General features: G+C 74.6%; 21 protein-coding genes. 10 read left to right on the forward strand and 11 right to left on the reverse strand.

The window, feature by feature from the left end:
- Nucleotides 1-3: 3 nt before the first annotated feature.
- Nucleotides 4-2,325: a CDP-glycerol glycerophosphotransferase family protein gene (locus IG69_RS0108085; RefSeq protein ID WP_036829429.1), complete on the reverse strand. Its 2,322-nt coding sequence runs from the start codon at nt 2,323-2,325 to the stop codon at nt 4-6.
- A gap of 53 nt (nt 2,326-2,378) precedes the next feature.
- Nucleotides 2,379-3,905, reverse strand: coding sequence for an LCP family protein (locus tag IG69_RS0108090; protein ID WP_084696660.1), 1,527 nt, complete (start codon nt 3,903-3,905; stop codon nt 2,379-2,381).
- A gap of 167 nt (nt 3,906-4,072) precedes the next feature.
- Between IG69_RS0108090 and IG69_RS0108095 the strand changes: the two genes are divergently transcribed.
- Nucleotides 4,073-5,347, forward strand: a complete 1,275-nt coding sequence (locus IG69_RS0108095; RefSeq protein WP_030527659.1) for an LCP family protein — start codon at nt 4,073-4,075, stop codon at nt 5,345-5,347.
- 113 nt (nt 5,348-5,460) lie between these two features.
- Nucleotides 5,461-6,972, forward strand: a complete 1,512-nt coding sequence (locus tag IG69_RS20125) for an LCP family protein (RefSeq protein ID WP_245616108.1) — start codon at nt 5,461-5,463, stop codon at nt 6,970-6,972.
- On the opposite strand, the gene aqpZ is transcribed toward IG69_RS20125, so the two are convergent.
- Complete coding sequence (aqpZ, locus tag IG69_RS0108105; RefSeq protein ID WP_084696661.1) at nt 6,893-7,642, reverse strand: aquaporin Z; 750 nt, start codon at nt 7,640-7,642, stop codon at nt 6,893-6,895. The two genes, IG69_RS20125 and aqpZ, sit on opposite strands and share 80 nt — an antisense overlap.
- Nucleotides 7,643-7,708: 66 nt before the next feature.
- On the opposite strand from aqpZ, the gene IG69_RS0108110 reads away from it, so the two are divergent.
- On the forward strand, nt 7,709-7,903 hold the full coding sequence (locus tag IG69_RS0108110; protein WP_030527662.1) for a hypothetical protein: 195 nt from the start codon (nt 7,709-7,711) through the stop codon (nt 7,901-7,903).
- 43 nt (nt 7,904-7,946) lie between these two features.
- Here the strand turns inward: IG69_RS0108110 and IG69_RS0108115 are convergent, their stop codons facing one another.
- Nucleotides 7,947-9,137 carry an EAL and HDOD domain-containing protein gene (locus IG69_RS0108115; protein WP_157577430.1) on the reverse strand — a complete coding sequence of 397 codons (1,191 nt, stop codon included), beginning with the start codon at nt 9,135-9,137 and terminating at the stop codon, nt 7,947-7,949.
- A 355-nt stretch (nt 9,138-9,492) separates the two neighbouring features.
- Between IG69_RS0108115 and chrA the strand changes: the two genes are divergently transcribed.
- Entirely contained in the window at nt 9,493-10,866 is a 1,374-nt protein-coding gene (gene chrA, locus IG69_RS0108120) for a chromate efflux transporter (RefSeq protein ID WP_036829432.1), read from the forward strand.
- Nucleotides 10,867-10,899: 33 nt separating this feature from the next.
- On the opposite strand, the gene IG69_RS0108125 is transcribed toward chrA, so the two are convergent.
- The gene (locus IG69_RS0108125; RefSeq protein WP_030527665.1) at nt 10,900-12,066 is read right to left on the reverse strand and encodes an acyl-CoA dehydrogenase family protein; all 1,167 of its coding nucleotides are present in this window, start codon (nt 12,064-12,066) and stop codon (nt 10,900-10,902) included.
- 94 nt (nt 12,067-12,160) lie between these two features.
- On the opposite strand from IG69_RS0108125, the gene IG69_RS0108130 reads away from it, so the two are divergent.
- Nucleotides 12,161-12,838, forward strand: coding sequence for a TetR family transcriptional regulator (locus IG69_RS0108130; RefSeq protein WP_051750358.1), 678 nt, complete (start codon nt 12,161-12,163; stop codon nt 12,836-12,838).
- A 67-nt stretch (nt 12,839-12,905) separates the two neighbouring features.
- Entirely contained in the window at nt 12,906-13,466 is a 561-nt protein-coding gene (locus tag IG69_RS0108135) for an NYN domain-containing protein (RefSeq protein WP_030527667.1), read from the forward strand.
- 50 nt (nt 13,467-13,516) lie between these two features.
- Here the strand turns inward: IG69_RS0108135 and IG69_RS0108140 are convergent, their stop codons facing one another.
- Together IG69_RS0108140 and IG69_RS0108145 are read right to left on the reverse strand one after the other, a co-directional pair.
- Nucleotides 13,517-14,032, reverse strand: a complete 516-nt coding sequence (locus IG69_RS0108140; protein WP_030527668.1) for a putative immunity protein — start codon at nt 14,030-14,032, stop codon at nt 13,517-13,519.
- A 19-nt stretch (nt 14,033-14,051) separates the two neighbouring features.
- Nucleotides 14,052-15,113, reverse strand: coding sequence for an LLM class F420-dependent oxidoreductase (locus IG69_RS0108145; RefSeq protein ID WP_051750359.1), 1,062 nt, complete (start codon nt 15,111-15,113; stop codon nt 14,052-14,054).
- A 67-nt stretch (nt 15,114-15,180) separates the two neighbouring features.
- Between IG69_RS0108145 and IG69_RS0108150 the strand changes: the two genes are divergently transcribed.
- The 3 genes from IG69_RS0108150 to IG69_RS0108160 all read left to right on the forward strand — a co-directional run bounded on the left by IG69_RS0108150 (nt 15,181) and on the right by IG69_RS0108160 (nt 20,283).
- Nucleotides 15,181-16,350, forward strand: coding sequence for a nucleotide sugar dehydrogenase (locus IG69_RS0108150; RefSeq protein ID WP_030527670.1), 1,170 nt, complete (start codon nt 15,181-15,183; stop codon nt 16,348-16,350).
- An 80-nt stretch (nt 16,351-16,430) separates the two neighbouring features.
- A complete protein-coding gene (locus tag IG69_RS0108155; protein WP_030527671.1) occupies nt 16,431-16,886 on the forward strand; it encodes a CoA-binding protein in 456 nt (151 codons plus the stop codon).
- A gap of 100 nt (nt 16,887-16,986) precedes the next feature.
- Nucleotides 16,987-20,283, forward strand: a complete 3,297-nt coding sequence (locus IG69_RS0108160; RefSeq protein ID WP_051750360.1) for a CDP-glycerol glycerophosphotransferase family protein — start codon at nt 16,987-16,989, stop codon at nt 20,281-20,283.
- 53 nt (nt 20,284-20,336) lie between these two features.
- Here the strand turns inward: IG69_RS0108160 and purE are convergent, their stop codons facing one another.
- Both purE and IG69_RS0108170 read right to left on the reverse strand, forming a co-directional pair.
- A complete protein-coding gene (purE, locus tag IG69_RS0108165; protein WP_030527673.1) occupies nt 20,337-20,852 on the reverse strand; it encodes a 5-(carboxyamino)imidazole ribonucleotide mutase in 516 nt (171 codons plus the stop codon).
- Nucleotides 20,849-22,033 (reverse strand): 5-(carboxyamino)imidazole ribonucleotide synthase, encoded by a 1,185-nt coding sequence (locus tag IG69_RS0108170; RefSeq protein ID WP_030527674.1) that lies wholly within the window; start codon nt 22,031-22,033, stop codon nt 20,849-20,851. Before IG69_RS0108170 ends, purE begins: the two co-directional genes overlap by 4 nt.
- A 40-nt stretch (nt 22,034-22,073) precedes the next feature.
- Here IG69_RS0108170 and IG69_RS0108175 point away from each other — a divergent pair, with 40 nt between their 5' ends.
- Nucleotides 22,074-22,550 carry a GtrA family protein gene (locus IG69_RS0108175; RefSeq protein WP_030527675.1) on the forward strand — a complete coding sequence of 159 codons (477 nt, stop codon included), beginning with the start codon at nt 22,074-22,076 and terminating at the stop codon, nt 22,548-22,550.
- A 10-nt stretch (nt 22,551-22,560) separates the two neighbouring features.
- Here IG69_RS0108175 and IG69_RS0108180 read toward each other — a convergent pair whose 3' ends face one another.
- Together IG69_RS0108180 and IG69_RS0108185 are read right to left on the reverse strand one after the other, a co-directional pair.
- Nucleotides 22,561-23,544 (reverse strand): sensor histidine kinase, encoded by a 984-nt coding sequence (locus IG69_RS0108180; protein WP_030527676.1) that lies wholly within the window; start codon nt 23,542-23,544, stop codon nt 22,561-22,563.
- A 6-nt stretch (nt 23,545-23,550) separates the two neighbouring features.
- Entirely contained in the window at nt 23,551-24,231 is a 681-nt protein-coding gene (locus IG69_RS0108185; RefSeq protein WP_030527677.1) for a response regulator transcription factor, read from the reverse strand.
- Between the last annotated feature and the right edge of the window lie 13 nt (nt 24,232-24,244).

A 24,244-nucleotide genomic window follows, 5' to 3' on the forward strand; every position in this document is an offset into this window, starting at 1 on the left:
GGCTCACCGGCGGGGCAGCGCCCCGACGTCGAGCAGGCGCCGCACGACGCGCTCGGCGGCGTGGCCGTCGTCGAGCGCGTTGAAGTCCGCCCGCCAGCGCGCGTAGCGCTCGGCCCAGCGGGCCCGCTCGTCCGGGTCGTCGGCGCGGTCCACGGCGTCGGCGACCTCCTCGACCGAGCGCACGAGCGGCCCGGGGGCCCGCTCGCCGAGGTCCCACGCGAAGCCGCGCACCTCGCGCTCGTAGTGCTCGGCGTCGGCGACGTGGAAGACCATCGGCCGCCCGGTGGCGCTGAAGTCGAACATCACCGACGAGTAGTCGGTCACGAGGACGTCGGCGAGGGCGAGCAGGTCGCTGACGTCGGGGTAGCCGGTGACGTCGAGGACCCGGTCGGCGCCCACCTCGGCCCGCAGCCCCAGCGTGCGCGCGTGTCCGCGGGCCAGCACCGTCCACCCCGGGCCGAGCCGGTCGGCGAGGGCGACGGCGTCGAGGGGGTCGGGGCCGTCGAGGGCGTCGTCGCGCCAGGTCGGTGCGTAGAGGACGACCCGCGGCGTCGTGACGCCCAGGCGCGCCCGCACGTCCTCGCCGGAGGAGGTGACGACGACGTCGTTGCGCGGGTAGCCGAGCGTCCACATCGGGCGGGCGACGGCGTAGCTGCGGCGCAGCGCTCGGGCCGCGAAGGGGTTCTGCGCGAGCATCGCCGACCAGCGGGTCGACTGCTTGACGACCGCCGCGAACAGGCGCGGCGTGCGGTCGCGCCGGCCGAGCGCGATCCGCTTGAGCGGCGTGCCGTGCCACGTCTGGAGGACGAACTGCTCGCGGCGCGGGCGCCAGCCGTCCTCGATCCAGTCGTTGAGGACGAGCAGATCGGCGCGGTCGCGGGCGGCCAGCCACTCGGGCGACCCGACGCGCACGGCCGTCGCGCCGGCAGGCACCTCGACGTCGTCGCGGGACACCGACCAGTACCGCTGCACGGCCGGCGCGACCCGGGCCAGCTCGCGGTCGATGGCCGCGGGGTTGCACGAGACGTTGCGCCCGTGGAAGCTCTCGAAGAAGGCGGTGCCGCGGACGGGTCCCACCGGCGAGGTGGCGGGCCGTCCGAGCAGGGCGTCGACCCGGTCCACGACGCGCGCGGCCGCGCGCCCGTCTCGTCGCTGGTGGTAGCGGTCGGCCAGGGCGCGGGTGTGCCGCAGCGCCTCGTCACGCCCGGGCGCCCCGACCCAGGTGTCGGAGAGCCGGTCCAGCGCCTGCGCCCAGGTGCGCTCGACCCGTCCGCCGGTCGTCGCCGCGTAGGGCTCGTAGAGGCCGTGCCGCCGCGTGTAGTCCTCGAGGTCGGGCGCGAGGAACACGAGCGGGACCCCGGTGACCGCCGCGTCGAGGACGACCGACGAGTAGTCGCTGACGACGGCGTCGGTGGCCCACAGGACGCGCATCACCTCGGGCTCGAGCGCGGAGTCGAGCAGCCGGACGGCGTCGGACCGGTGCGACCAGTCGCCGACCGCGAGCGGGTGCGGGCGCACGACGAGCACCGCGTCGTGGGCGGCGAGCCAGGACTCGACGGCGGCCCACTCCGCCGGCGTCGGCACGACGGGGTCGGCGGCGCCGTCGCGCCAGGTGGGGGCGAGGAGGACAACGCGCCGCCCGCCGAGGTCGCCGACCGAGGCCTCCAGCCGGGCCCGCGCGGCGTCGCGCCGCTCCTGCTCGGTGCCGCGGAACAGCACGTCGGCGCGCGGCTCGCCGAGGACCTCGACCCGCTCGGGGTCGGCCCCGAGCGCGGAGGCCATGAGCGGCGCCACCGTCGGCGACGACACGGGCAGGAGGCCGATCCGGGCACCCCCGCGCCGGTACATCGCCCCGAGCAGGGCCGGGACGGGCGGCGCGTCACCGAGCAGCGGCAGGCGCATCGCGGCCGGGCTGTCCAGGTGCATCCGCTTGAGCGGGCTGCCGTGCCACAGCTGCACGACGAGGGCTCCCCCGGTGCCGAAGCGGCTGGCGTCGCCGTAGCCGTGGGTGAGCACGACGACGGCGGCCCGGGTGGCGGCACGGAAGGCCGCGAGGGAGCCGTGGCGCAGGGCGCGGACCCCGAGGGCCCGGGCGTCCGCGGCCTCCTGCGGGGTGCGGGCGAGCCACGTCACCTCGGCGGCCCGGCCACGCTCCACGAGCTCCTCGACGAGGGCGCGGGCACCGTCGTGGACGCCGTAGGCGCTGCCGACCACCCAGGTCCCGGGACGCCGGGGCACGACCCGCGTCACGAGGTCCCCGAGCACGTACTGCGGGAGCCAGAGGACCTTCTCGGCGTTGCGTCGGGCGAAGGCGGTGTCGGGCACGGCGGTCAGTATTGCCCATCGGGTGACGCCCCCGACGGAGCGCGCGGCGGACGTCAGCCGGCCGAGCAGACGCCGGCGAGGTCCTCGGTGTTGGCGTCGGGGTCGCTGCCCGGGCGCTCCATCACGGCAGGTGTCGAGGCCTTGGGCGTCGGGGTGGCCTTCACCGGGCTGCTCGTGGTCGCGGCGCCGCTCTTCGCGGCGGGCGACGCGGCCGCGGCACGCGGCGCCGGCGCCTTCTCGGAGGCGGCGATGGCCTTCGCCACGGTCGAGCGGACGACGGCCGGGTCGTAGTCCCAGGGCTTGATGAGCGGCGGGACGAAGTTGACCGACGTGATCTTCTCCTGCTTGGTCTTCACCGCGACGTCGGCGAGCCCGGCGAGCGCGTCCTGCGGGATGTCGGTGCTGAACACGCCCTTGGAGGCCGCCGCGAGGTCACCGAAGTTGAGGAGCACGGTCTGCGGGTCGAGCTGCTTGACGAGGGCGGTGACGACGCAGCGCTGCCGGGCCATCCGCTCGTAGTTCGTCGACTGCGTGCGGCTGCGGGCGTACCAGAGGGCGTGGAAGCCGTCGAGGTGCTGGCGACCGGGCTCGATCCACTCGAAGATCTCGCGCGACCCGCCGCCCATCGGCGTGCGGCGCTGCACGGCGATGTCGAGGCCGCCGACGGCGTCGACGAGGCTGCTGAAGCCCTTGAGGTCGACCATGACGTAGTACTGGATGTCGAGGCCGGTCAGCGACTCGACCGCCTCCCGGGTCGCGAGCAGGCCCGGGTCGGGGGTGCCGGCGGGGAACCGGTCGGCGTGGTCGTGGCCCCAGGTGTAGAGCGCGTTGAGGAGGCACTCGTCGCCGCAGGTCCAGCCCTCGGGCATGAGGCCGGCCATGACCGACCCGGGGCGGAACCGGATGTTCTCGGTCTCGCGCGAGAACCCGAAGAGCACGGCACGACCGCTCTGCGCGTCGACGCTCGCGAGCTGGATGGAGTCCGGGCGCAGGCCCGTGCGGCCCGCGCCGCTGTCGCCGCCGAGGAGCAGGACGTTGTACCGGCCGTCGACCGCGCCCGCGGCCTCCCCGGTCCCGAAGACCGAGGTCATCGCGGCCCGGGCGGTGCCGACGGTCGTGCCCAGCCAGCCGACGAGGCCCGGGACGAGCAGGAGCACCAGGAGCAGCACGAGCAGCCGGCGGCGGTCGCCGGCCGGGAGCCGGTCCGGGCGCCCGAGCCGCCAGGCGTCGACGAGCAGGACGACCCAGAGGACCGCGAGGCACAGGAGCAGTCCCTGGAGGAGGACCAGCACGACGCCCGAGGTGAGCACCGAGAGCAGCGTGGTGCGGCTGACCAGCCCGACGAGCACGGCCACGAGGGCCAGGCAGAGCACCCCGGCCCACACCCGCAAGGCGAGGCGACCCAGCCGCTTGCTGCCGGCGGCGACCTGCGCGCTGCCGGGCAGCACGAGGGTGAGCACGAGGAGGGTGACGGCGCGGCGCCGCTCGCGGCTGCCGGCGCATCGTCCCCGCGTGTCGACCCGCAGCGTGTCCCCGACCGCGTCGCGCTCGAGCAGGTCGGTACCCCGTCGCTCCTCCATGGTCAGCCAGTATCGGCACGCCCGGCGCGGGCGCGGCCGAGGCGCGCCGGGGGCCGGCCGAGCGCGCGACCGGCGCCGCGGCGCGCTCGGCCGGCCCCGCCGTCGCCGCCCTCCCGGCCGGTCCCGTCATACTGGATCGCCGCGACCGACCCGGAGGTGGACCCACGATGCGCGACGACGACCGCGCCCGACCGATCCCCCAGGGGTCCGACGACGACGTCTACGTCGTCGACACGCGGCGGCGCCCCCGGGCGTCCGCGCCCCGGTCCGCGCCCACCGGCTCCCGCTCCGCACCCACGGGTGCCCTCCCCCGGACCCCGCGCCGGCCGGCGCCGGCGGCCGCCGAGCCCGCCGGCGGGTACGACGAGTACGGCCGTCCGCTCCCCGCGCGCGGCGGGGACGGAGGTCGCGGCGGCCGCTCGGCGCGCCCGGTGCGCGAGCCGCGGCCCCCGCGCCGTCGCCGTCCCGCCCGCCGGGTCGCGCTCCTCCTCGTCCTGCTCCTCGTCGGCTGGGTGGCCGTCACGGCCGCGGCGCCGTGGCACGCGTGGACGACGGTCAGCCGCGAGGACACCGAGCCCGCCGGCGAGCGCCCCGCCGCCGGCGACGGCCACACCTACCTGCTCGTCGGGTCGGACAGCCGCGAGGGGCTGAGCGCCGAGCAGAAGAAGGCGCTCGGCACCGGCTCCGCCGAGGGCCGCCGGACCGACTCGATCATCCTCGTCCACGTGCCGTCGGGCTCCGGCAAGCCCGCCCTCGTCTCCGTCCCCCGCGACAGCTACCTCCCGATCCCCGGCCGCGGCAGCAACAAGGTCAACGCCGCCTTCGCCTTCGGCGGTCCGAAGCTGCTCGTCCAGACGCTCGAGCAGGCCACCGGGCTGCGCATCGACGGCTACGTCGAGATCGGGTTCGGGGGCTTCGCCAACGTCGTCGACAGCCTCGGGGGCGTCGACATCTGCGTGCCGCGCGACATCAAGGACGCGAAGGCGCACCTCGACGTGAAGAAGGGCTGCCAGACCCTCGACGGGCCGACGGCGCTCGGGTACGTGCGGGCCCGGTACTCCGACCCCAAGGGCGACCTCGGCCGGGCCGAGCGCCAGCGCCAGTTCCTCGGCGCCGTGATGAAGGAGGCCGCGACCCCGGGGACCGTGCTCGTGCCGTGGCGCTGGTGGTCCTTCACCCACGCGGCGGCCTCGAGCGTCTTCGTCGGCGAGGACACCTCGCTGCTCGACGCGTACCGCATCCTCTCGACGATGCGGAAGGTCTCCTCCGACGAGGCGCTGAGCCTCGTCGTGCCCGTGTCGGACCTCAACGCGACGACGCGGGCGGGCTCCTCGGTCCTCTGGGACGAGCAGCGCGCGAAGGAGCTGTTCGGCATGCTGCGCGACGGCACCCCGCTCGACGCGCCGCCGCCGGGGACGGACGGCACCCCCTCGGGTCGCTGACGAGGGCGACACCCGGACGGGCCCGACCCTGGACGCGCTCCCCAGCCCGGCTCGTTACACTCCCCGACGTCCCGCACCGCGGGGCCCTGACCAGCACCCGTGGGGAGGACCCGGTGGACGGCGTCGAGCCGGATGCGCACGAGACACCCGCGGCCGACGCGTCACGCTCCCGTCGCCGCGAGGTGCACGGCGGCCGACCGCGGTGGCGTCGCCGCCTCGCGATCGGCCTCGTGGCCCTCGTCGTCGTCGGGGGCGCCGGCGGCGCCGTCGCGGCGTGGCGGCTGAACTCGAACATCACCAAGGTCGACGTCTCGGGCGCGCTCGGTACCGACCGGCCCACGTCCGCCCCGCAGGCGCGCGGCGCCGTCAACATCCTGCTCGTCGGCTCCGACACGCGGGAGGGCGACGGCAACGACGCCATCGGCAAGGTCGTCGAGGACCCGGGCCAGCACTCCGACACCAACCTGCTGGTCCACCTCTCCAAGGACCGCTCGTGGGCCACGGTCGTCTCCATCCCGCGGGACTCGATGACCAAGGCACCCCCGGAGTGCTCCCCCACCGCCCCGAAGGACCAGTGGGTCACGCGGCAGTGGAACCACAACTACAAGATCGGCGGCATCGGCTGCCTCATCCGCACCCTCGAGGGCAACACCGGCGTGCGCGTCGACCACTACGGCGTCGTCGACTTCCGCGGCTTCCAGTCGATGGTCGACGCCCTCGGCGGCGTCCCGGTCTGCACCCGCGAGGCCATCGACGACAAGGAGTCGGGCCTGCGCCTGAGCGCGGGCACCCACACCCTCCAGGGCAAGCAGGCGCTCGCGTACGTCCGCACCCGCAAGTCGGTCGGTGACGGCTCCGACCTGGGCCGCATCCAGCGCCAGCAGGCCTTCCTCTCCTCGATCGCCCAGAAGGCCACCTCGAGCCAGCTGCTCTTCCAGCCCACGCGGCTCTACGGGTTCCTCGACGCCGCGACGCGCTCGCTGACCACCGACCCGGAGTTCGGCCTCGGCACGATGAAGGACCTCGCCGAGAGCGTGCGCGGCATCGGCCTGGACAACATCGAGTTCGTCACCGTCCCCCACGAGGCCTACGAGCCCGACCCCAACCGCGTCCAGTGGCAGGAGTCGGCGCAGGTCATCTGGACGGCGTTCCGCGAGGACCGCCGGCTCGGGCAGGAGCCGGAGGCCACCGCGTCGCCGTCCCCGACCGCGTCGCCGCTCACCGTCTCCCCCGACGAGGTGCGGGTCGAGGTGCGCAACGGCTCGGGCGCCTCGGGCCTGGCCTCCCAGGCGGGCGCCGCCCTCGCGGTGCAGGGCTTCACCGTCACCGCGACCGGCAACGGGGAGCGCCGGACCGGCACGCTCGTCGAGTACGGCGCCGGGCAGGAGGAGGCCGCACGCACCGTCGCCGCCGCCTTCCCCGGGGCGACGCTCGAGGAGGCGTCCGGGCTCGGGAGGACCGTCCGGGTCACGCTCGGCGCCGGGTCCGAGAACGTCGTCGAGGTCGAGAACCGCACGGGGACGAAGGCCCTGCCGGACCAGCCGGTCAGCGCACCGAAGCCCGCCCCGACGCCGACGCCCACCATCGAGGCCCGCCCCGCCGACGCCGACATCTGCGGGGCCTGAGGACGCACCCGGTCCGACGACCGACGGCGAGCGGCGCGAGGACGAACAGCCACACCTGGCCGAGCGCAGCGCCGCCGGCGAACAGCGCCGGGGCGATCGAGCGGGCCGGGTTGACGGAGGTGTTCGTCACCGGGATGGACACGAGGTGGATCAGCGTGAGCGTCAGGCCGATCGCCAAGGGCGCGAACCCCTTCGGGGCGCGCTCGCCGGTGGCACCGACGATGACGAGGACGAACACGGCCGTCAGCACGACCTCGACGACGAGGGCCGCGAGCAGCCCGTACTGCTGGGGCGAGCGGTCGCCGAAGCCGTTGGTCGCGAACCCGTCGGCCGTCGTGAAACCGGGACGCCCGGAGGCGACGGCGAGGAGGACACCGGCGCCGAGGACCGCCCCGACGAGCTGCGCCGCGACGTAGGCGGGCACGTCCCGCCACGAGAACCGGCCGGCCACGGCGAGCCCGACGCTGACGGCCGGGTTGAAGTGCCCACCCGAGAGGTGGCCCACGCCGTAGGCGGCGGTGGTCACGGCGAGGCCGAAGGCCAGGGCGACGCCGAGGTAGCCGACCCCGACGAGCACGGGTCGACCGTCGGCCTGCGCCGTCGCGGTGGCGGCGAGGACGGCCGTGCCGCACCCGGCGAGGACGAGGAGCTCCTGACCGCGCGTCCGCACGCCGAGGTCGTCGCCGACCCGCGCAGCGGCCGCGCCCTGGGCGCACCCCGCGGGCCCACCCCGCTGGTGGTCACCGTGACCCGCGGGCTGCAGCAGGCCCTCGCCACCGCCGGCCCGGCCGACCTGCGCGACGCGGTCGCCGCCTCCGCCGACGGTCCGGCGGCCGGGTTGCGGGACCGCCCGGACGTGTACCGGCTGGCGCGCCTCGCGCGGGAGGCCCTCGCCGCTGACCTGCTGCTCTACTGCCGCGTCCGCGCGTGAGGGGCACGCGGACCGTTCCACACCGTGCGGCTGCGGACGTCGTTCACGCCGAGGGGCCGGGCATCCCGTTGACGTAGGGCATCGCCCACGCGAACGCGCGGGCCGCGGCGGCGTCGAGGTCAGCGGCGACGGCGGTGGGCGACGCGTCGAGCACGCCGTGCTGGAACGCCGCCACCTCGGCGACCAGCTCGCCGGCGGCGCTCGCCCTGCGGAAGGCGGCGTCGGCGACCGCTGCGGGCACGTCGAGCATCCCCGCCACGTCCTCGATCGGGACGCCGAGCAGCAGGTCGAGGGCGGACAGCAGCCCGGCGGTGAAGGCGAAGTCCGGCTCGCAGACCGAGCGCTCGGCCGCGAGCAGCTCGCAGGTGCGGGCCCGGACCAGCGCGGTCGCCAGCCCGTCGGCTCCGGCCCCCGGCCGCCCCGAGAGCAGGGTGAGCGCCACCCACTGCCGGATCCGGACCGTGCCGAGCATGACGAGGGCCTCGCGGATGCCGCGGACCTCGCGCCGGAGCCCGTGGTCGGCGCCGACCGACGCCAGCTGCAGCACCTGGAGCACGAGCCCGGGCTCGCGACGCAGGATCGCCTCCAGCGCGTCGAGGTCGACGTCCTCGGTGAGCAGGGTCGTCGCGAGGTTGACGTGGGCCAGCGCGGCGGTGGGGATGGTCTGGCCGCGCACCACGCGCGGCTTCTCGATGGCGTAGCCCTGGAACAGCTCGAAGCCGGAGCGCATCGCCCAGTCGAGGTCGTCGAGCGTCTCGAGCTTCTCGGCCAGCAGCCGCACGCCGTAGGGCCGGCACCGGTCCGCGAGCGCGAGCGAACCCTCCCGGCCGAGGGCCTGCACGTCGATCTTGACGATCGTGGCGAGCTCCAGCAGCCGCTCGGCGCCGTCGATCCACACGAAGTCGTCGAGGGCGAGCTGGTACCCGCGCGCGACGAGGTCGCGGCATCCCTGCACGGACTCGTCGTCGACGGTCACGGTCTCGAGCACCTCGATGACGGTGCGCGCGGGCGGGAGGGTCACGGGGGTCCTGCCGGTGAGCACGCCCCGCTCGGCGTTGCAGAAGATCACCTTGTCGCCGACGAGCTGGCCGACCCCGATGGTCAGGGCACCCAGCACCACGTCGGCGGTCATCTGCTCCCCGGAGGGCAGCGGGGTGTCCGACCGCGCGGCGCGGTACAGGAGCTCGTAGCCCATGACCGCGCCGGTGCGGTCGACGATCGGTTGGCGTCCCACGGCCACCGCGGGGGTGGCCGTGGACGTCGCGGGCTCCCCTACAAGCACGGTCCGTCCTCCAGTTGTGTCGACCCCGTGATTGTGCGCAGAGGTGGGACCGGGCGGCCGCTCGACGGTGGACGAATCAGCCGATCGTCCGACCGGACCGTGCGATCGGCCGGACTTCCCTCCCGTGCACCACCTCTCGGCAGCTCTCGACGCGCCCCGCTCAGCCGCTCGTGACCAGCTGCGGGCCACGGCCCCCGAGCACCCATGACCGCCGGTGCGTCCGAATGCACGCGACGTCGCCACGGGCGGTGGCTCGTCCCACGCCCCCGCCGTCCCCTACCTTGGTCCGCGACCGAGGAGGACCACCGTGGCCGACGCCCAGCCTGCCGCCGACCGGCGCACCGACCTGGTGCCGTTCGCGGTGGCCGTCCGTGCGTGGTTCTCGATCTCGCTGCAGACCTTCGGCGGGCCGGCGGGCCAGATCGCGGTCATGGAGCGCGAGCTCGTCGAGCGGCGTCGCTGGATCGGCCACGAGCGCTTCCTCCACGCCCTCTCCTTCTGCACCCTGCTGCCGGGGCCCGAGGCCCAGCAGCTCGCCGTGTACGTCGGGTGGCTCCTCAACGGTGTCCGAGGGGGCCTCGTCGCGGGGACCCTCTTCGTCCTCCCCGGGCTCGTCGCCCTCCTCGGGCTCTCGGCCGTCTACGTCGCGTGGGGAGAGACCGCCGTCGTCTCGGGGGTGTTCGCCGCCGTCGCGCCGGCCGTCCTCGTCGTCGTCGCGCAGGCCGTCCTGCGAGTGGGTCGCAAGGCGCTGACCACCCGCCTCTCCGTGGGCATCGCGGTGACGGCGTTCCTGGCCCTCGGCCTCGTGCACGTGCCGTTCCCCCTCGTCGTGCTCGCGGCCGGCCTGGTCGGGCTGGTCGCCGCTCGCGGCCGACCTCCGACGGCGGCCGTGCCCTCCCGCCCCGGCGACGTCGCCCCGGTCGTCCGGGATGACACCCTCCACCACGTCCGCCCGACCCGGGGGTACGTCGCCCGCGTGCTCGGTGTCGGCCTGCTCGCGTGGGCCGTGCCGATGACCGCCGTCGTGCTCCTCACCGGGCGGGGCAGCGTCTTCACGCAGCAGGGGCTGTTCTTCACCGGCACCGCCCTCGTCACCTTCGGCGGCGCCTACGCGGTGCTCGCCTTCGTCGCGCAGCGGGCGGTCGAGGTGTACGGGTGGCTGGCCCCCGGCGAGATGGCCCGGGGGCTCGCGCTCGCCGAGTCGACGCCCGGGCCGCTCATCATGGTCGTGCAGTTCGTCGCCTTCCTCGGCGCGTACCGCGACCCCGGCGCCCTCTCCCCCTGGGCCGCCGGGGTCCTCGCGTCGCTCCTGACGACGTGGGTCGTGTTCGTCCCCTCGTTCGTCCTCGTCTTCCTCGGCGCCCCGTTCATCGAGCGGCTGCGCGGCAACCGCACGCTCGCCGCCGCGCTGGGCGGGGTCACCGCCGCCGTCGTCGGCGTCATCGCCCACCTCGGCGTCTACCTCGCGGTCCACACCCTCGCCGACCGCACCGTCGTCGCGGCCCGCGGGCCGGTCTCGGTCGAGCTCCCGGACCCGCGCGCCCTCGACCCCGTCGCGTTCGGCCACCTCGCGCTGGCCGCCGTCCTGCTCCTGTGGCGCGGGTGGTCCGTGCTGCGGACCCTGGCGGCCTGCGCGGGCGTCGGACTCGTCGTCGCGCTCGCCCGCCTCGCCCTGGCCTGACGAGCGCGGCGGCGGCTCGGCCGGGTCGGCGGGTCAGCCCTTGAGGAGCTGACGAGCCATGACGATCCGCTGGACCTGGTTGGTGCCCTCGTAGATCTGGGTGATCTTCGCGTCGCGCATCATCCGCTCGAGCGGGAAGTCACGCGTGTACCCGGCGCCGCCGAGCAGCTGGACGGCGTCGGTCGTCACCTGCATCGCGACGTCGGACGCGTAAGCCTTGGCCGCGGCGCCGAAGAACGGCAGGTCGGCGTCGGAGCGCTCGGACTTCGCGGCGGCGACGTAGACGAGCTGGCGGGCGGCCTCGAGCTGCATCGCCATGTCGGCGAGCATGAACTGCACGCCCTGGAACTCGGCGACCTTCTTCCCGAACTGCTGCCGCTCCTTGACGTAGGCCACGGCCTGGTCGAGCGCGCCCTGGGCGATGCCGACGGCCTGGGCGCCGATGGTCACGCGGGTGTGGTCGAGGGTCGCGAGGGCGATCTTCAGGCCGGCGCCGACCTCGCCGACGACGCGGTCGCCGGGGATGCGGCAGCGGTCGAAGTGCAGCTCGCGCGTCGGGCTGCCCTTGATGCCGAGCTTGCGCTCCTTCTCGCCGAACGAGAACCCCTCGTCCGACTTCTCGACCACGAAGGCGGTGATGTTGTTGCCGCGCGGGCCGTCGGGGTCGGTCACCGCGAGGACCGTGTAGTACTCGGAGACACCGGCGTTGGTGATCCAGGACTTCTGGCCGGTCAGCACCCAGTCGTCGCCGTCGCGCACGGCCTTGCACTTCATCGCCGCCGTGTCCGAGCCGGCCTCGCGCTCCGAGAGGCCGTAGGAGAAGGTCGACTCCCCCGCCGCGAGCGGCGTGAGGTAGCGCTTCTTGACGTCGTCGTTCGCCGCGAGGAGCAGCGGCATCGAGCCGAGCTTGTTGACCGCCGGGATGAGCGAGGACGACGCGCAGACCCGGGCGACCTCCTCGATGACGAGGCAGGTGGCGAGCGCGTCGGCCCCCACGCCGCCGAACTCCTCGGGCACGTGCGGGGCGAAGAAGTCCGAGGCGACGAGCGCGTCGTGCGCCTCCTGCGGGTAGCGCGACTCCTCGTCGACCACAGCGGCGAACGGCGCGATCTTGTCCTCGGCGACGGCGCGGACGGCCTCGCGGATGGCCTCGTGGTCCTCCGAGAGCCGGTAGGTGTCGAAGTCGGGGTTGCCGCTCATGGGTGCCTCTTCCGTCCGGCGGCCAAGGCCGCGCGTGGTACTCAGTCCCGTCTCACGATACTCAGTACCACCGTCAGCGTCTATCGTGGGCCGTGTGACGTCCACCCCCCGCGAGCGGCTCACCGACGCCGCCTTCGCCCTCTTCGCCGAGCGCGGCTTCCACGAGACGACGGTCGACGACGTCGTCGCCCGGGCGGGCGTCGGCCGCACGACCTTCTTCCGCGTCTTCAGCGGCAAGGAGGACGCGGTCTTCCCGGACCACGAGGCGCTCGTCGCACGCGTCGAGGAGCGCCTGGCCGCGTCCGAGGCCCCCGCGCTGCAGGCGGCGGCCGACGCCGCGGGGCTCGTGCTCGAGCACTACCTGGCCGAGGGCGACCGGGCGCGGCTGCGCTACCGGATCACCCGGCAGGTCGCCGCCCTGCGCGACCGCGAGGCCGCGAGCCAGCTGCCCTACCACCGCACCTTCCGGGTCTTCCTGCGCCGGCTGACCGACGAGAGCGAGGCCTCCGACTTGCGCGCCGAGCTCCTCGCGGGCGCCGTCGTCACCGCCCACAACCACGTCCTGCGCCGGTGGCTGCGTGGCCACACCGACGCCGCCGACGCCCGCGCCGAGCTCGGCCGGGCGATGGCCGAGGTCGCCCGCTGGGCGGCGCCGTCGGGCTCTCCCGCCCCGCCGCCGCCCGAGACCGAGATCGTCGTCGTGCGCTCCTCCCGCCCCGTGGAGGAGCTCCTCCCCGCCCTGCGCGCGGCCGCCGGCGAGCCGACGACCTGACGGCCCGGGCCGGACCGCACCGGCCCCCGGGGGCGACGTGGACCGCCGGGCCCCCTAGCCTGCCCTCATGGACGAGAGCGGCCGGCTGACCTACGTGCTGGTGGACGGCGAGAACATCGACGCCACCCTGGGCAACGCGATCCTGGCCCGGCGGCCCCGGCCCGAGGAGCGCCCGCGGTGGGAGCGGGTCCTCAAGTTCGCCGAGGAGCACTGGCAGCAGCCGACCCGCGGGCTGTTCTTCCTCGCAGCCAACTCCGAGCTGCCGATGTCGTTCGTCCAGGCGCTGCTCGCCATCGGCTACCGGCCGGTGCCGCTGTCCGGCGACCCGGGCGTCAAGGTCGTCGACGTCGCGATCCAGCGCACCCTCGAGGCGCTGCAGGAGCGCTCCGCCGACGTCATCCTCGTGAGCAACGACGGCGACTTCCTGCCGCAGGTCGAGGGCCTCCTCGACGGCCGCAAGGTCGCGGTCGCGGGCTTCGACGAGTTCCGCAACCAGGCCTTCAACGCGCTCGTGGGCCGTGGGCTCGAGGCGCTCGACCTCGAGCACGACGTCCGCGCGTTCAAGGAGCCCCTCCCGCGCGTCCGGATCATCCCCATCGACGAGTTCGACCCCACCCTCTTCCTCTGACCGACCCCACCCCCACCCTGGGGAAAGCCGGGGCTGGACGTCGCGCGCGGTCAGGTGTGGAAGAGGTCCCAGCACAGGGGGTTGCGGCGCTCCTGGTCCTCAAGGACGAGCCCGCGCACGGCCTCGGGCAGCTGCGCGCGCTGCCACGCGCACTCGGCCCTCCCCGCCGCCTCCGCCTCGCCGGGCGCTGCCGCCGCCCGCACGGCCTTGAGGGCGTACGCGGCCGCCCCGAGGTCGTGCGCCGCGACGTGCGCGACGCACGCCGCCTGCCCGCAGGCGTAGGCCGCGAAGCGCGAGGCCCCTCGCAGGTCGCGGGCCGCCCCCATCGCGTGCCCGCCGGCCGCACGCGAGGCCATCATCCCGACCTCGCCGCGCACCCAGCCCCGGACCGCCTCGAGGGCGGCCCGGGGGCGGGGGTCGTCGGGCCGCTCGGCCTCGACGAGCGGCAGGACGTGCTCGGCGCAGGCCACCGCCCACAGGGCCAGCAGGCGGTGGTCGGCGTCGGTCAGGGTGCCCCCGCGGCGGACGGTCGTCAGCCGCGGGTCCCGCTCGGGCGGGAGGATCACCGGAGCCGGCCCGGGGCGGTCACTCGCCGCGCAGCAGGTGCCACAGGTGGCCGTGGCGCTCGCGGTCGACGAGCTCCGGCATCACCTCGCGCTCGAACAGCTCGACGCCCGAGAGGTCGTAGGCCTGCTCGACGAAGTAGGTGATGGCGTACGTCATCCCGCGCGCCTGGAGGTCCTTCAGCTTCTCGACGACCTGCTCGGGCGTGCCGACGAGGGGCCCGGTCTCGAAGGAGCGCACGGTGTCGTCGACGACGTCGTCCGGCAGCCCGGCGGACGCGTAGTGGTCGCGGATCCACGCGAGCCGCTCCTGCACCTCGCGCTCGTCGCGCCCGATGACGACGTTGTAGTTGGCGCTGCGGACGATCTCGCCGAAGTCCCGGCCGATGTCGCGGCAGTGCTGCTCGAGGATCGCGCTCTTGGCGCTGAAGCCCTCGGGCGAGCCGTCGAAGTTCGTGTAGTCGGCGTACTCGGCCGCGATGCGCAGCGTCTTCTTCTCGCCGCCGCCGGCGACCCACATCGGGATGCCGTTCGCGCGCGAGCCCGGCATCGACGTGCCCTGCAGCGGCTGCGGGAAGCACATCGCGCCGTCGACCTGGTAGTGGTCGCCGTCGAGCGTCGCGCGCCCGGTGGTCCACATCTGCCGCATGACCTCGACGCCCTCGCGCAGGCGGGCCAGCCGCTCGCCGGCGCCCGGGAAGCCGTAGCCGTAGGCCCGCCACTCGTGCTCGTACCAGCCGGCGCCGATGCCCATCTCGACGCGTCCCTCCGAGACGGCGTCGACGGTGGCGGCGACCTTGGCGAGGTAGGTCGGCTCGCGGTAGCCCAGGCAGGTGCACATCTGGCCGAGGCGGACCCGGCCGGTGACGCCCGCGAACGCCGCCATGAGGGTCCACGCCTCGTGCACGCCGGCCTCGGTCGGCCGCGGGACCGGGTGGAAGTGGTCGTAGACCCAGATCGAGGTCCAGTCCTCGATGCCGTCGGCGCGGCGCGCGAGCCCGGCCATCACCCCCCAGTGCTGGGCCGGGTCGATGCCGACGAGGTCGTGGCGCCAGCCCTGCGGGACGAACAGTCCGAACTTCATCGTGAGCTCTCCTCGTGGTCGTGGACCTCGATCATGCCCCAGCGCGCCGAACCGTAGGCTGTCGGCCGTGACCCACAGGATCTGCGTCGTCGGCACCTCGTACGTCGGGCTCTCGCTCGCGGTCCTGCTGGCGCGCCGGCACGACGTCGTCGCCTTCGACATCGACGAGTCCCGCGTCGCGACCCTGCGCGAGGGTCGCAGCCCCATCTCGGACCCCGACATCGAGAGCCACCTCGCCGCCGGCGGGCTGAACCTCACGGTGACGACCGACAAAGAGGAGGCGTACCGCGGCGCAGAGTTCGTCGTCGTCGCCACCCCGACGAACTACGACGAGCGGACGAACTACTTCGACACGAGCAGCGTCGAGCAGGTCGTCGGCGACGTCCGCCGCATCGCGCCCGACGCCACCGCCGTCGTCAAGTCGACCGTCCCCGTCGGGTTCACCCGCGGCCTGCGCGAGCGCCTGGGCACCGACCGCGTCGTCTTCAGCCCCGAGTTCCTCCGCGAGGGCCGCGCGCTGCACGACAACCTCCACCCCTCGCGCATCGTCGTCGGCGACCGCAGCGAGCGCGGCGAGCTCTTCGCCCGCCTCCTCGCCGAGGCGGCCCTCGACCCCGACGTGCCCGTCCTGCTCACCGACCCCACCGAGGCCGAGGCGATCAAGCTCTTCGCCAACACCTACCTCGCGATGCGGGTCGCGTACTTCAACGAGCTCGACACCTACGCGGCGACCCACGGGCTCGACACGCGCCAGATCATCGACGGCGTCGGCCTCGACCCGCGCATCGGGACGCACTACAACAACCCGAGCTTCGGCTACGGCGGCTACTGCCTGCCCAAGGACACCAAGCAGCTGCTCGCGAACTACGCGGACGTGCCGCAGACGCTCATCCAGGCGATCGTCGACGCCAACACGACCCGCAAGGACTTCGTGGCGACCGACATCCTCGCCCGCCGCCCGAAGGTCGTCGGCATCCACCGGCTCATCATGAAGTCCGGGTCCGACAACTTCCGCAGCAGCAGCGTCCAGGGCGTCATGAAGCGCCTCAAGGCCAAGGGCGTCGAGGTCGTCGTCTTCGAGCCCGAGCTGCACGAGGACCACTTCTTCGGCTCGCCGCTCGTCTCGCTCGAGGAGCTCAAGGAGCGTGCCGACGTCATCGTCGCCAACCGCCTCGTCGACGAGCTCGCCGACGTCGCGGACCGCGTCTACACGCGCGACCTCTTCGGCAACGACTGACGGGCCCCGACCGTCCCGCCGTCGGGAGCCCGTCCGCGCGGCGCCCCCCACCGACACCGGCGGCGGAGCATGATGGACGGATGGGCGCACTGAGGCACCAGAACGACCCCGACCTGATCCGCGAGCTGCTCATGGACCCCGGCATCTGGGTGGTCGTCGGCCTGTCGGACAACCGGTCCCGTCCCGCGTGGTCGGTGTCGCGCTGGATGAGCGTCGAGCTCGGGACGCCGATCATCCCGGTGCACCCCAAGGCCCAGACGGTCCACGGCGCACAGGGGTACGCGAGCCTCGCCGACATCCCCGACCAGGACCTCAAGGTCGTCGACTGCTTCGTCAACTCCTCGCGGGTCGGCGCGGTCGTCGACCAGGCGATCGAGCACAAGGACCGCCTCCAGCTCGACGCCGTGTGGATGCAGGTCGGGGTGGTCGACGTCGCGGCGGCCGAGCGCGCCCGGCGCGCGGGCCTCGGCGTGGTCATGGACACCTGCCCGAAGATCGAGTGGCCGAAGGTCCGCCGCGACGGCATGCAGCGCTGAGCCCCGCTCCCGGGCACCCCTCGGGCCCCGATATCGTTGACCCAGCGCGCGTGCTCACCGGCGCTCCCCTCTGCTCCGACCCCGAGAGGCCTCCACCGCCGTGCGGATCCTGCGTCCCGCCACCCTCGAGCGGCTCGAGGTCACCCAGACCGACGACAGGCTCGAGGTCCTCGTCGTCGCCCGCCCCGGGGTGCGGCTGCTCGAGGTCGCGGTGGTCGCCCGGGCGGGCGAGGTCGCCACGCTGTGGTCGGCGCCCCTCGGCGGCAGCAGCACCGAGCGCGCCCGTGTGCCCCTCGCGGAGGTGGGCGCGTCCGCCGACCCCCGCTTCGAGACGATCGTCCGGGCTCCTCGCCCCGGCACCGACCCGATGGCCATCCTCGACCTCGAGCTCACCCTCGAGGCCGACGAGGGCGACGACGTCGTCCGCCCGGGCCGGGGCACCTACCGCACCCTGCCCGTCCGGGACTCCTCCTTCGCCGCCTCCCGGGCGGTGGAGGTCCCCGGCGGCGTCATCGCCCCGTACCAGCGCCGCGGGGGCAACCTCAGCCTCGCCTACGCCCGCCAGGAGCCCCCGGTGTCGGGGTCCGGCCGGGTCGTCCGGGTGCGGGCCTCGCACGAGGGATGGGAGGTCCACGGTGTCGTCGACACCCGCAGCTTCGCCCTCACCTCCGGTGAGCTGACGCTCGTGGCGCGGCGGACGGGCGAGCGCATCCCGCTGCGCACCGAGCTGAGGCCCCTCTCGCCGGTGGAGCGGCCGGCCGCGGCCCGGCGCACCCGCTTCGTCGCGCACCTGACGGCCGCGGACGTCGTCGGGCGCCTGGACCGGCCGGAGTTCCTCGACGTCGTGCTGTCGGCCGACGTCGCGCACCACCACCACCGTGCCGAGGTCCCCGTCCGCCAGGTGGCCCGGCGGATGCGGCTCTCGATGCCCGCGTCCGTCCTGCGGTCCGGCGACGGCGCCGGCGAGGTCCGCGCCTACCGCACCTTCAAGTCCGGCGCCCTCGCCCTCGAGTTCCGTCCGCTCGACGCCGCGGCCGTCGACCTCGCCCGCTCACCGGCGCGCAACGGGGTCCGCCTGCGCTGGCAGACCCGGCACCGCCCGGTCTGGGTGGTTGGCGAGCGTCCGGACACCGCCCAGGACACCGGGATCGCGCTGTACCGCCACCTGCGCGAGCACCACCCCGAGATCGACGCGCGCTACGTCATCGCCCCCGGGTCCCCCGACCGCGAGGCCCTCGGCGACGACCCGGGAGTGCTGGAGTTCGGCAGCCGCGAGCACGTCGAGGCCACCCTGGCGGCGCGGCGCATCCTCTCCTCGCACCACGGCGACTACCTGCTCGCCACCCGCAGCCCCGCCTTCCAGCGCAACGTGCGGGCCCGCCGGGTCTTCCTCCAGCACGGCGTCATGGGAACCAAGAACATGGTCGCCAACTACGGCTGGAAGGCGCCCGGCTTCAGCGCCGACGCGTTCGTCGTCAGCTCCGAGCGCGAGCGCCGGATGATCGTCGACGACTTCGGCTGGCCCGAGCACCGGGTCGTCGTCACGGGCCTGTCGCGGCACGACCGGCTCTTCGAGGAGCACCCGCCGCCCGAGCGCCGCCTCCTCGTCATGCCGACGTGGCGGGACTGGCTGCGCACCTCCGACGACGTCGCGACGAGCGAGTTCTTCGCGCGGTGGAACGACCTGCTCCACGACCCCGCGTTCGTCGACTTCCTGCGCCGCAACGACCTGCGCGCGGACCTCTACCTCCACGCGAACATGCAGCCGTTCGCGCACCTCTTCGACCTCTCGCACGTCGACGTCGTCCGCCACGGCGAGGTGAGCATCCAGGACCTGCTGCTGCGCTCGACCGCGATGCTCACCGACTACACGAGCGCGGCGATCGACTTCTCGTTCCTCGACCGCCCGGTCGTCTACTACCAGTTCGACCGCACCCGGTTCATCGGCAAGCGCCCCTCGCACTTCGACCTCGACGAGGAGCTGCCCGGCGAGATCGTCGCGACCCGGGCGGAGGTGCTCGAGGAGCTCGACGCCGCCGCCGCACGCGGGTTCGCCATCAGCCCGGCGGCCCGGCGCAAGTCCGACAACCTCATCGCCCACCGCGACGCCGGCGCCCGCGAGCGCATCGTCGAGGCGGCCCGCTCGGCCCCCCGTCGACGCCTGGACCCGCCGGGCCTGCGCGACCTCGTCGGGTCCGCCGAGCGGCTGTGGCAGCGCTCGAGCCGCCGCGGCAAGGTCGCCGCCGTCCGTCGCCGGGTCGTGCGTCCTGCCGGCCGGGTCGCCTTCACCCTCGCGAGCCGGCTGCCGCGCTCCTCCCTCGTCGTCTTCGAGAGCAACATCGGCAACGACCTCGGCGACAGCCCCGGCGCCATCCACCGCGAGGTGCTGCGCCGCCGCCTGCCGGTGCGGACCGCGTGGAGCCTCGAGCCCGGCGTGCCGGTGCCGGCCGACGTGCCGGTGCTGCGCCGGCAGTCGCTGCGCCACCAGTGGGTCATGGGTCGCGCCCGCGTCTGGGTCAGCAACCAGAACATGCCTGCCCTCGTCCCCCGGCCGCGGGCGACGTCATGGGTGCAGACCTGGCACGGCACGCCGCTCAAGCGGATGCTCCACGACCTCGACGCCGTCGTCGGCCGCGACGCCGGTTACGTCGGGCGCGTCGACCGGATGATCGGCGACTGGAGCGTGCTGCTCTCGCCCGGGCCGTGGGCCACCGAGCGCTTCCGCTCCGCCTTTCGGTACGACGGGCCGGTCATCGAGCAGGGCTACCCGCGCAACGACGTGCTCGTCACCGCGCCGCAGGAGCGCGCCGCCGCGGTGCGCCGCCGCCTCGGCCTCGCCCGGTCCAAGAAGGTCCTCGTCTACGCGCCGACCTTCCGCGACGACCAGCGCTCGGGCAACCGCTTCACCTTCACCGTGCCGGTCGACCTCGACGCGCTGGTGCGCCTCGTCGGCGAGGAGTACGAGGTGCTCGTGCGCCTGCACCCGGTGGTCCGCGGCAAGGTGCGGCTGCCGTGGGGTGTCCACGAGACCGGCGCCGGCTTCGAGATGGACGACCTCCTCGCCGCCGCGGACGTCCTCGTCACCGACTACTCCTCGGTGATGTTCGACTACTCCGTGCTCGGCCGGCCGATGGTCTTCTTCGTCCCGGACCTCGACCACTACCGCGACTCGCTGCGGGGCTTCTACCTCGACTTCGAGCAGGAGGCGCCCGGGCCGCTCGTGCGCACTACCGCCGAGCTCGCCGAGGTGCTGCTCGACGACGCGCGCCTGGCCGGGTACTCCCCGGCGGTCCGCGACTTCCGCGAGCGGTTCGCGCCCCTCGACGACGGCGGCGCCGCGCGGCGCGTCGTCGACGACCTGCAGCGGCGCGGCATCCTCCCGGCCGACCCCGCCTGAGCCGACCGGCCGGGGCCGACCTTGCCGGAGCCGAGCCGGCCGGAGCCGAGGGCTCAGGAGCGGCGGCGCTCCCGCAGGGCCGCGCCCTTGGCGTGCGCCTGGTCGCGCAGCGCGGTGCGGAACTCCCCCATCGCCGCGCGCAGCCGCTGCGCCTCGGCTCCCTCGCCGGACCCGAGGATGCGGGCCGCGAGCAGGCCGGCGTTGCGCGCCCCGCCGACCGACACCGTGGCCACCGGCACGCCGGCGGGCATCTGGACGATCGAGAGCAACGAGTCCATCCCGTCGAGGTACTTCAGGGGCACCGGCACGCCGATGACCGGCAGCGAGGTGACCGACGCGAGCATGCCGGGCAGGTGCGCGGCGCCCCCGGCCCCGGCGATGACCACGCGCAGCCCGCGCTTCTCGGCGGAGCGGCCGTACTCGAGCATCTCCTCGGGCATCCGGTGCGCGGAGACGACGTCGACCTCGCACTCGACGCCGAGCTCCTCGAGCGCGGCGACGGCGGCCCCCATGACGGGCCAGTCGGAGTCCGAGCCCATGACGACGCCGACGACCGGCTGCGTGCTCATTCGGTGACCACTCCCTGGAGGTAGTCGGCGGCGTGCCCGGCCCGCTCGCGCAGGTCGGCGAGGTCGTCGCCGGAGACGTTGACGTGCCCGATCTTGCGGCCCGGGCGCACGCCCTTGCCGTAGAGGTGGACCTTGGCCTCGGGGTCGCGGGCCATGACGTGCCGGTAGGCCGGGTAGAGCTCGGGGTAGTCACCGCCGAGGACGTTGGCCATGACGGTCCAGGGCGCGCGCGGCCGCGGCGAGCCGAGCGGCAGGTCGAGCACCGCTCGCAGGTGCTGCTCGAACTGCCCCGTCACCGCGCCGTCCATCGACCAGTGGCCGGAGTTGTGCGGGCGCATCGCGAGCTCGTTGACGACGAACCCTGGCTCGCCGTCCGCCCCCTCCAGCTCGAAGAGCTCGACCGCGAGGACACCGGTGACGCCGAGCGCGCCGGCCACGCGCAGCCCCGCCTCGACGGCCCGCGCCGACAGGTCCGCGTCGAGCGCGGGCGCCGGGGCGAGCACCTCGGTGCAGATGCCGTCGGTCTGGACGGTCTCGACGACGGGCCACGCGGCCGCCTGCCCCGAGGGGCTGCGTGCCAGGAGCACGGCGAGCTCGCGGCGGAAGGGCACCTTCTCCTCGAGGAGCAGCCCGGTGCCGGCCTCCTGGGCCCGGGCGAGCCAGTCCTCGAGCTCGGCGGCGGACGACACGACGGCCACGCCCTTGCCGTCGTACCCGCCCCGCGGGGTCTTGGCGACGAACGGCCGGCCGACCTCGTCGGCGAAGGCCTCGACGTCGGCCGCGGTGTCGGCGCGCACCCAGCGGGGGCAGGGCACCCCGAGCGCGGTGAGCCGCTTGCGCATCGCGAGCTTGTCCTGGGCGAAGCGCAGGGCGTCGGGCGTCGGGTGCACCGGCACCCCGGTCGCGACGAGCTGCGCGAGGACCTCGGCCGGGACGTGCTCGTGGTCGAAGGTGACGACGTCGCAGGCCTGCGCGAAGGCGAGGACGGCCTCGGCGTCGGTGTGGTGGCCGACCGGCGAGCTCGGGACGACGAGGGCGGCGCTGGCGTCCTCGGCCTCCGCGAGGACGCTCAGCGTGACGCCGAGCTCCGCGGCGGGGCCGGCGCACATCCGCGCCAGCTGCCCTCCCCCGACGATGCCGACGACGGGGAACCCTCCGGGCGCACGACGTGGGGTGGTCACCCGGCCGAGGATACCGACCTGCACTCAGTAGGCTGCACGGGTGACCGCCCAGGACGCCCCCTCGCGAGGCCCCGTCTCCCGCGTCCTCGCCTCGGCGCGGGGCGCGGTCGACGTGCTGTACCGCGAGATGATCAAGTTCGGGGTCGTCGGCGCCGTCGCCTTCGTCATCGACCTGGGCGGCGCGAACCTCCTCTGGCACACGGTGCTCGCCGACAAGATCACGACCGCCAAGATCATCTCCGGGGCGGTGGCCACGCTCGTCGCGTGGATCGGCAACCGGCAGTGGACCTTCCGGCACCGCCGCAGCCGCCCGGTCCACCACGAGGTGATGCTCTTCTTCGGGGTCAACCTCGTCGCGCTCGGCATCTCGGCGCTCGTGCTGGCCCTCTCGCACTACGGGCTCGGGTTCGAGAGCCGCCTGGCCGACAACGTCGCGACGGTCGTCGGCATCGGCCTCGGGACGCTCTTCCGCTTCTGGGCCTACCGGCGGCTCGTCTTCTCGCACGAGCCCCTCTGAGACCTGCCACTCAGTCGGTGCTGACCGACAGGAAGAGCGCGAAGACCGGCGGCGCGGCGCGGGCCAGCTCCAGCCGGCCCCCGGCGCCCTCGGCGAGGTCGCGCGCGAGCGAGAGCCCCAGCCCGGAGCCGGACGACGACACCGAGCGCTCGAAGATGTGCGGCGCCATCGACGCCGGCACCCCGTCGCCCTGGTCGCTCACCTCGATGACGACCGACGGCCCCACGCGTCGCGCGTTGACCTCGACCGTCCCGCGCCCGTAGGCGAGGGAGTTCTCGAGCAGCGTCGTGAGGATCTGGCCGAGCGCCACCGGGGTCGCGCGCACGAGGAGGCCGCGCTCGCCGCTCACCTTGATGCTGCGCCGTGCCTGCGCGAAGGCCGGCTGCCACTCGCGCTGGAGCGAGGCGAGGACCGAGTCGAGCGAGACCGACGGGTTGACCTCGGCGCCGTGCCGCGTGCGCGTCATCAGGTCGTCGACGACCTTGCTCAGCCGCTCGACCTGCCCGATGGCGATCGTCGACTCCTCGGCGACGACGGAGAGGTCGTCGGTGAGGTTGATCTCCTCGAGGCGCATGAGGAGCGCGGTGAGCGGCGTGCGCAGCTGGTGCGAGGCGTCGGCCGCGAAGTCGCGCTCCGACGCCAGGCGCCGAGCGCCCTGGGCCGCGCCGCGGATGAGGGCCGCGTCGAGCCGGTCGACCTCGACGATGCCCGAGTGCAGCGGCACCGGCCGGTCACCGGCGTTGAGCCGGTCGACCCGTTGTCGGAGCGTCTCGAGCAGCGTCGAGACGCGCGCGGCGCTGCGCTCGGCGAGCCACATCGCCCCGAGGACCGCCACGGCGAGCGCGGCGAGCACGGTGATCCCGGGCGCGACCCAGGACGCGGGGTCGTCGGTCGTCGGCACGCCCTCGGCGGCGACCCCCGCGACGGCGGCGACGGCGGCCACGGTCGTGAGCCCGAACGCCTGGAGGACGACGGTCAGCGCGATGCGGCGCACGCGGCGTCAGTCCTCCGGGGAGTCGAACCGGAAGCCGAGGCCGCGGATCGTCGTGATGTAGCGCGGGCTCGCGGCATCGTCGCCGAGCTTCCGGCGCAGCACGGAGATGTGCATGTCGAGCGTCTTCGTCGACCCGTACCAGGCGCTGTCCCAGACGTCGCGCATGAGCTTCTCGCGGGAGACGACCTTGCCCTCGTTCGCGACGAGCACGCGCAGCAGCTCGAACTCCTTGCCGGTCAGCTGCACCTCCTCGCCGCGCAGGAACACCCGGCGGCCGTCGGGGTCGATGTCGATCAGCTGCTCGCCCTCGTCCTCGGCGGCCTCGACGACGCCGCGGCGCAGCAGCGCCCGGGCCCGCGCGAGCAGCTCGGCGAGCCGGAAGGGCTTGGTCACGTAGTCGTCGGCGCCGGCGTCGAGCCCGACGACGGTGTCGACCTCGTCGGCGCGGGCGGTGAGGATGAGGACGGGGACGCCGCTGCCCTCCTGCCGCAGCCGGCGGCAGACCTCGAGGCCGTCCATCTTCGGCAGGCCGAGGTCGAGCACGACGAGGTCGGGCTGGCGCAGGGCCGCCGCGAGGGCGGACTCACCGTCGGAGCACACCTCGACGTCGTAGCCCTCGCGCCGCAGGGCGCGGGCGAGCGGGTCGGAGATGGCCGGGTCGTCCTCGGCGAGCAACACCTTCGTCATGGGGGCGATCGTA

Source organism: Phycicoccus jejuensis, from assembly GCF_000720925.1.
Lineage (GTDB): Bacteria > Actinomycetota > Actinomycetes > Actinomycetales > Dermatophilaceae > Phycicoccus > Phycicoccus jejuensis.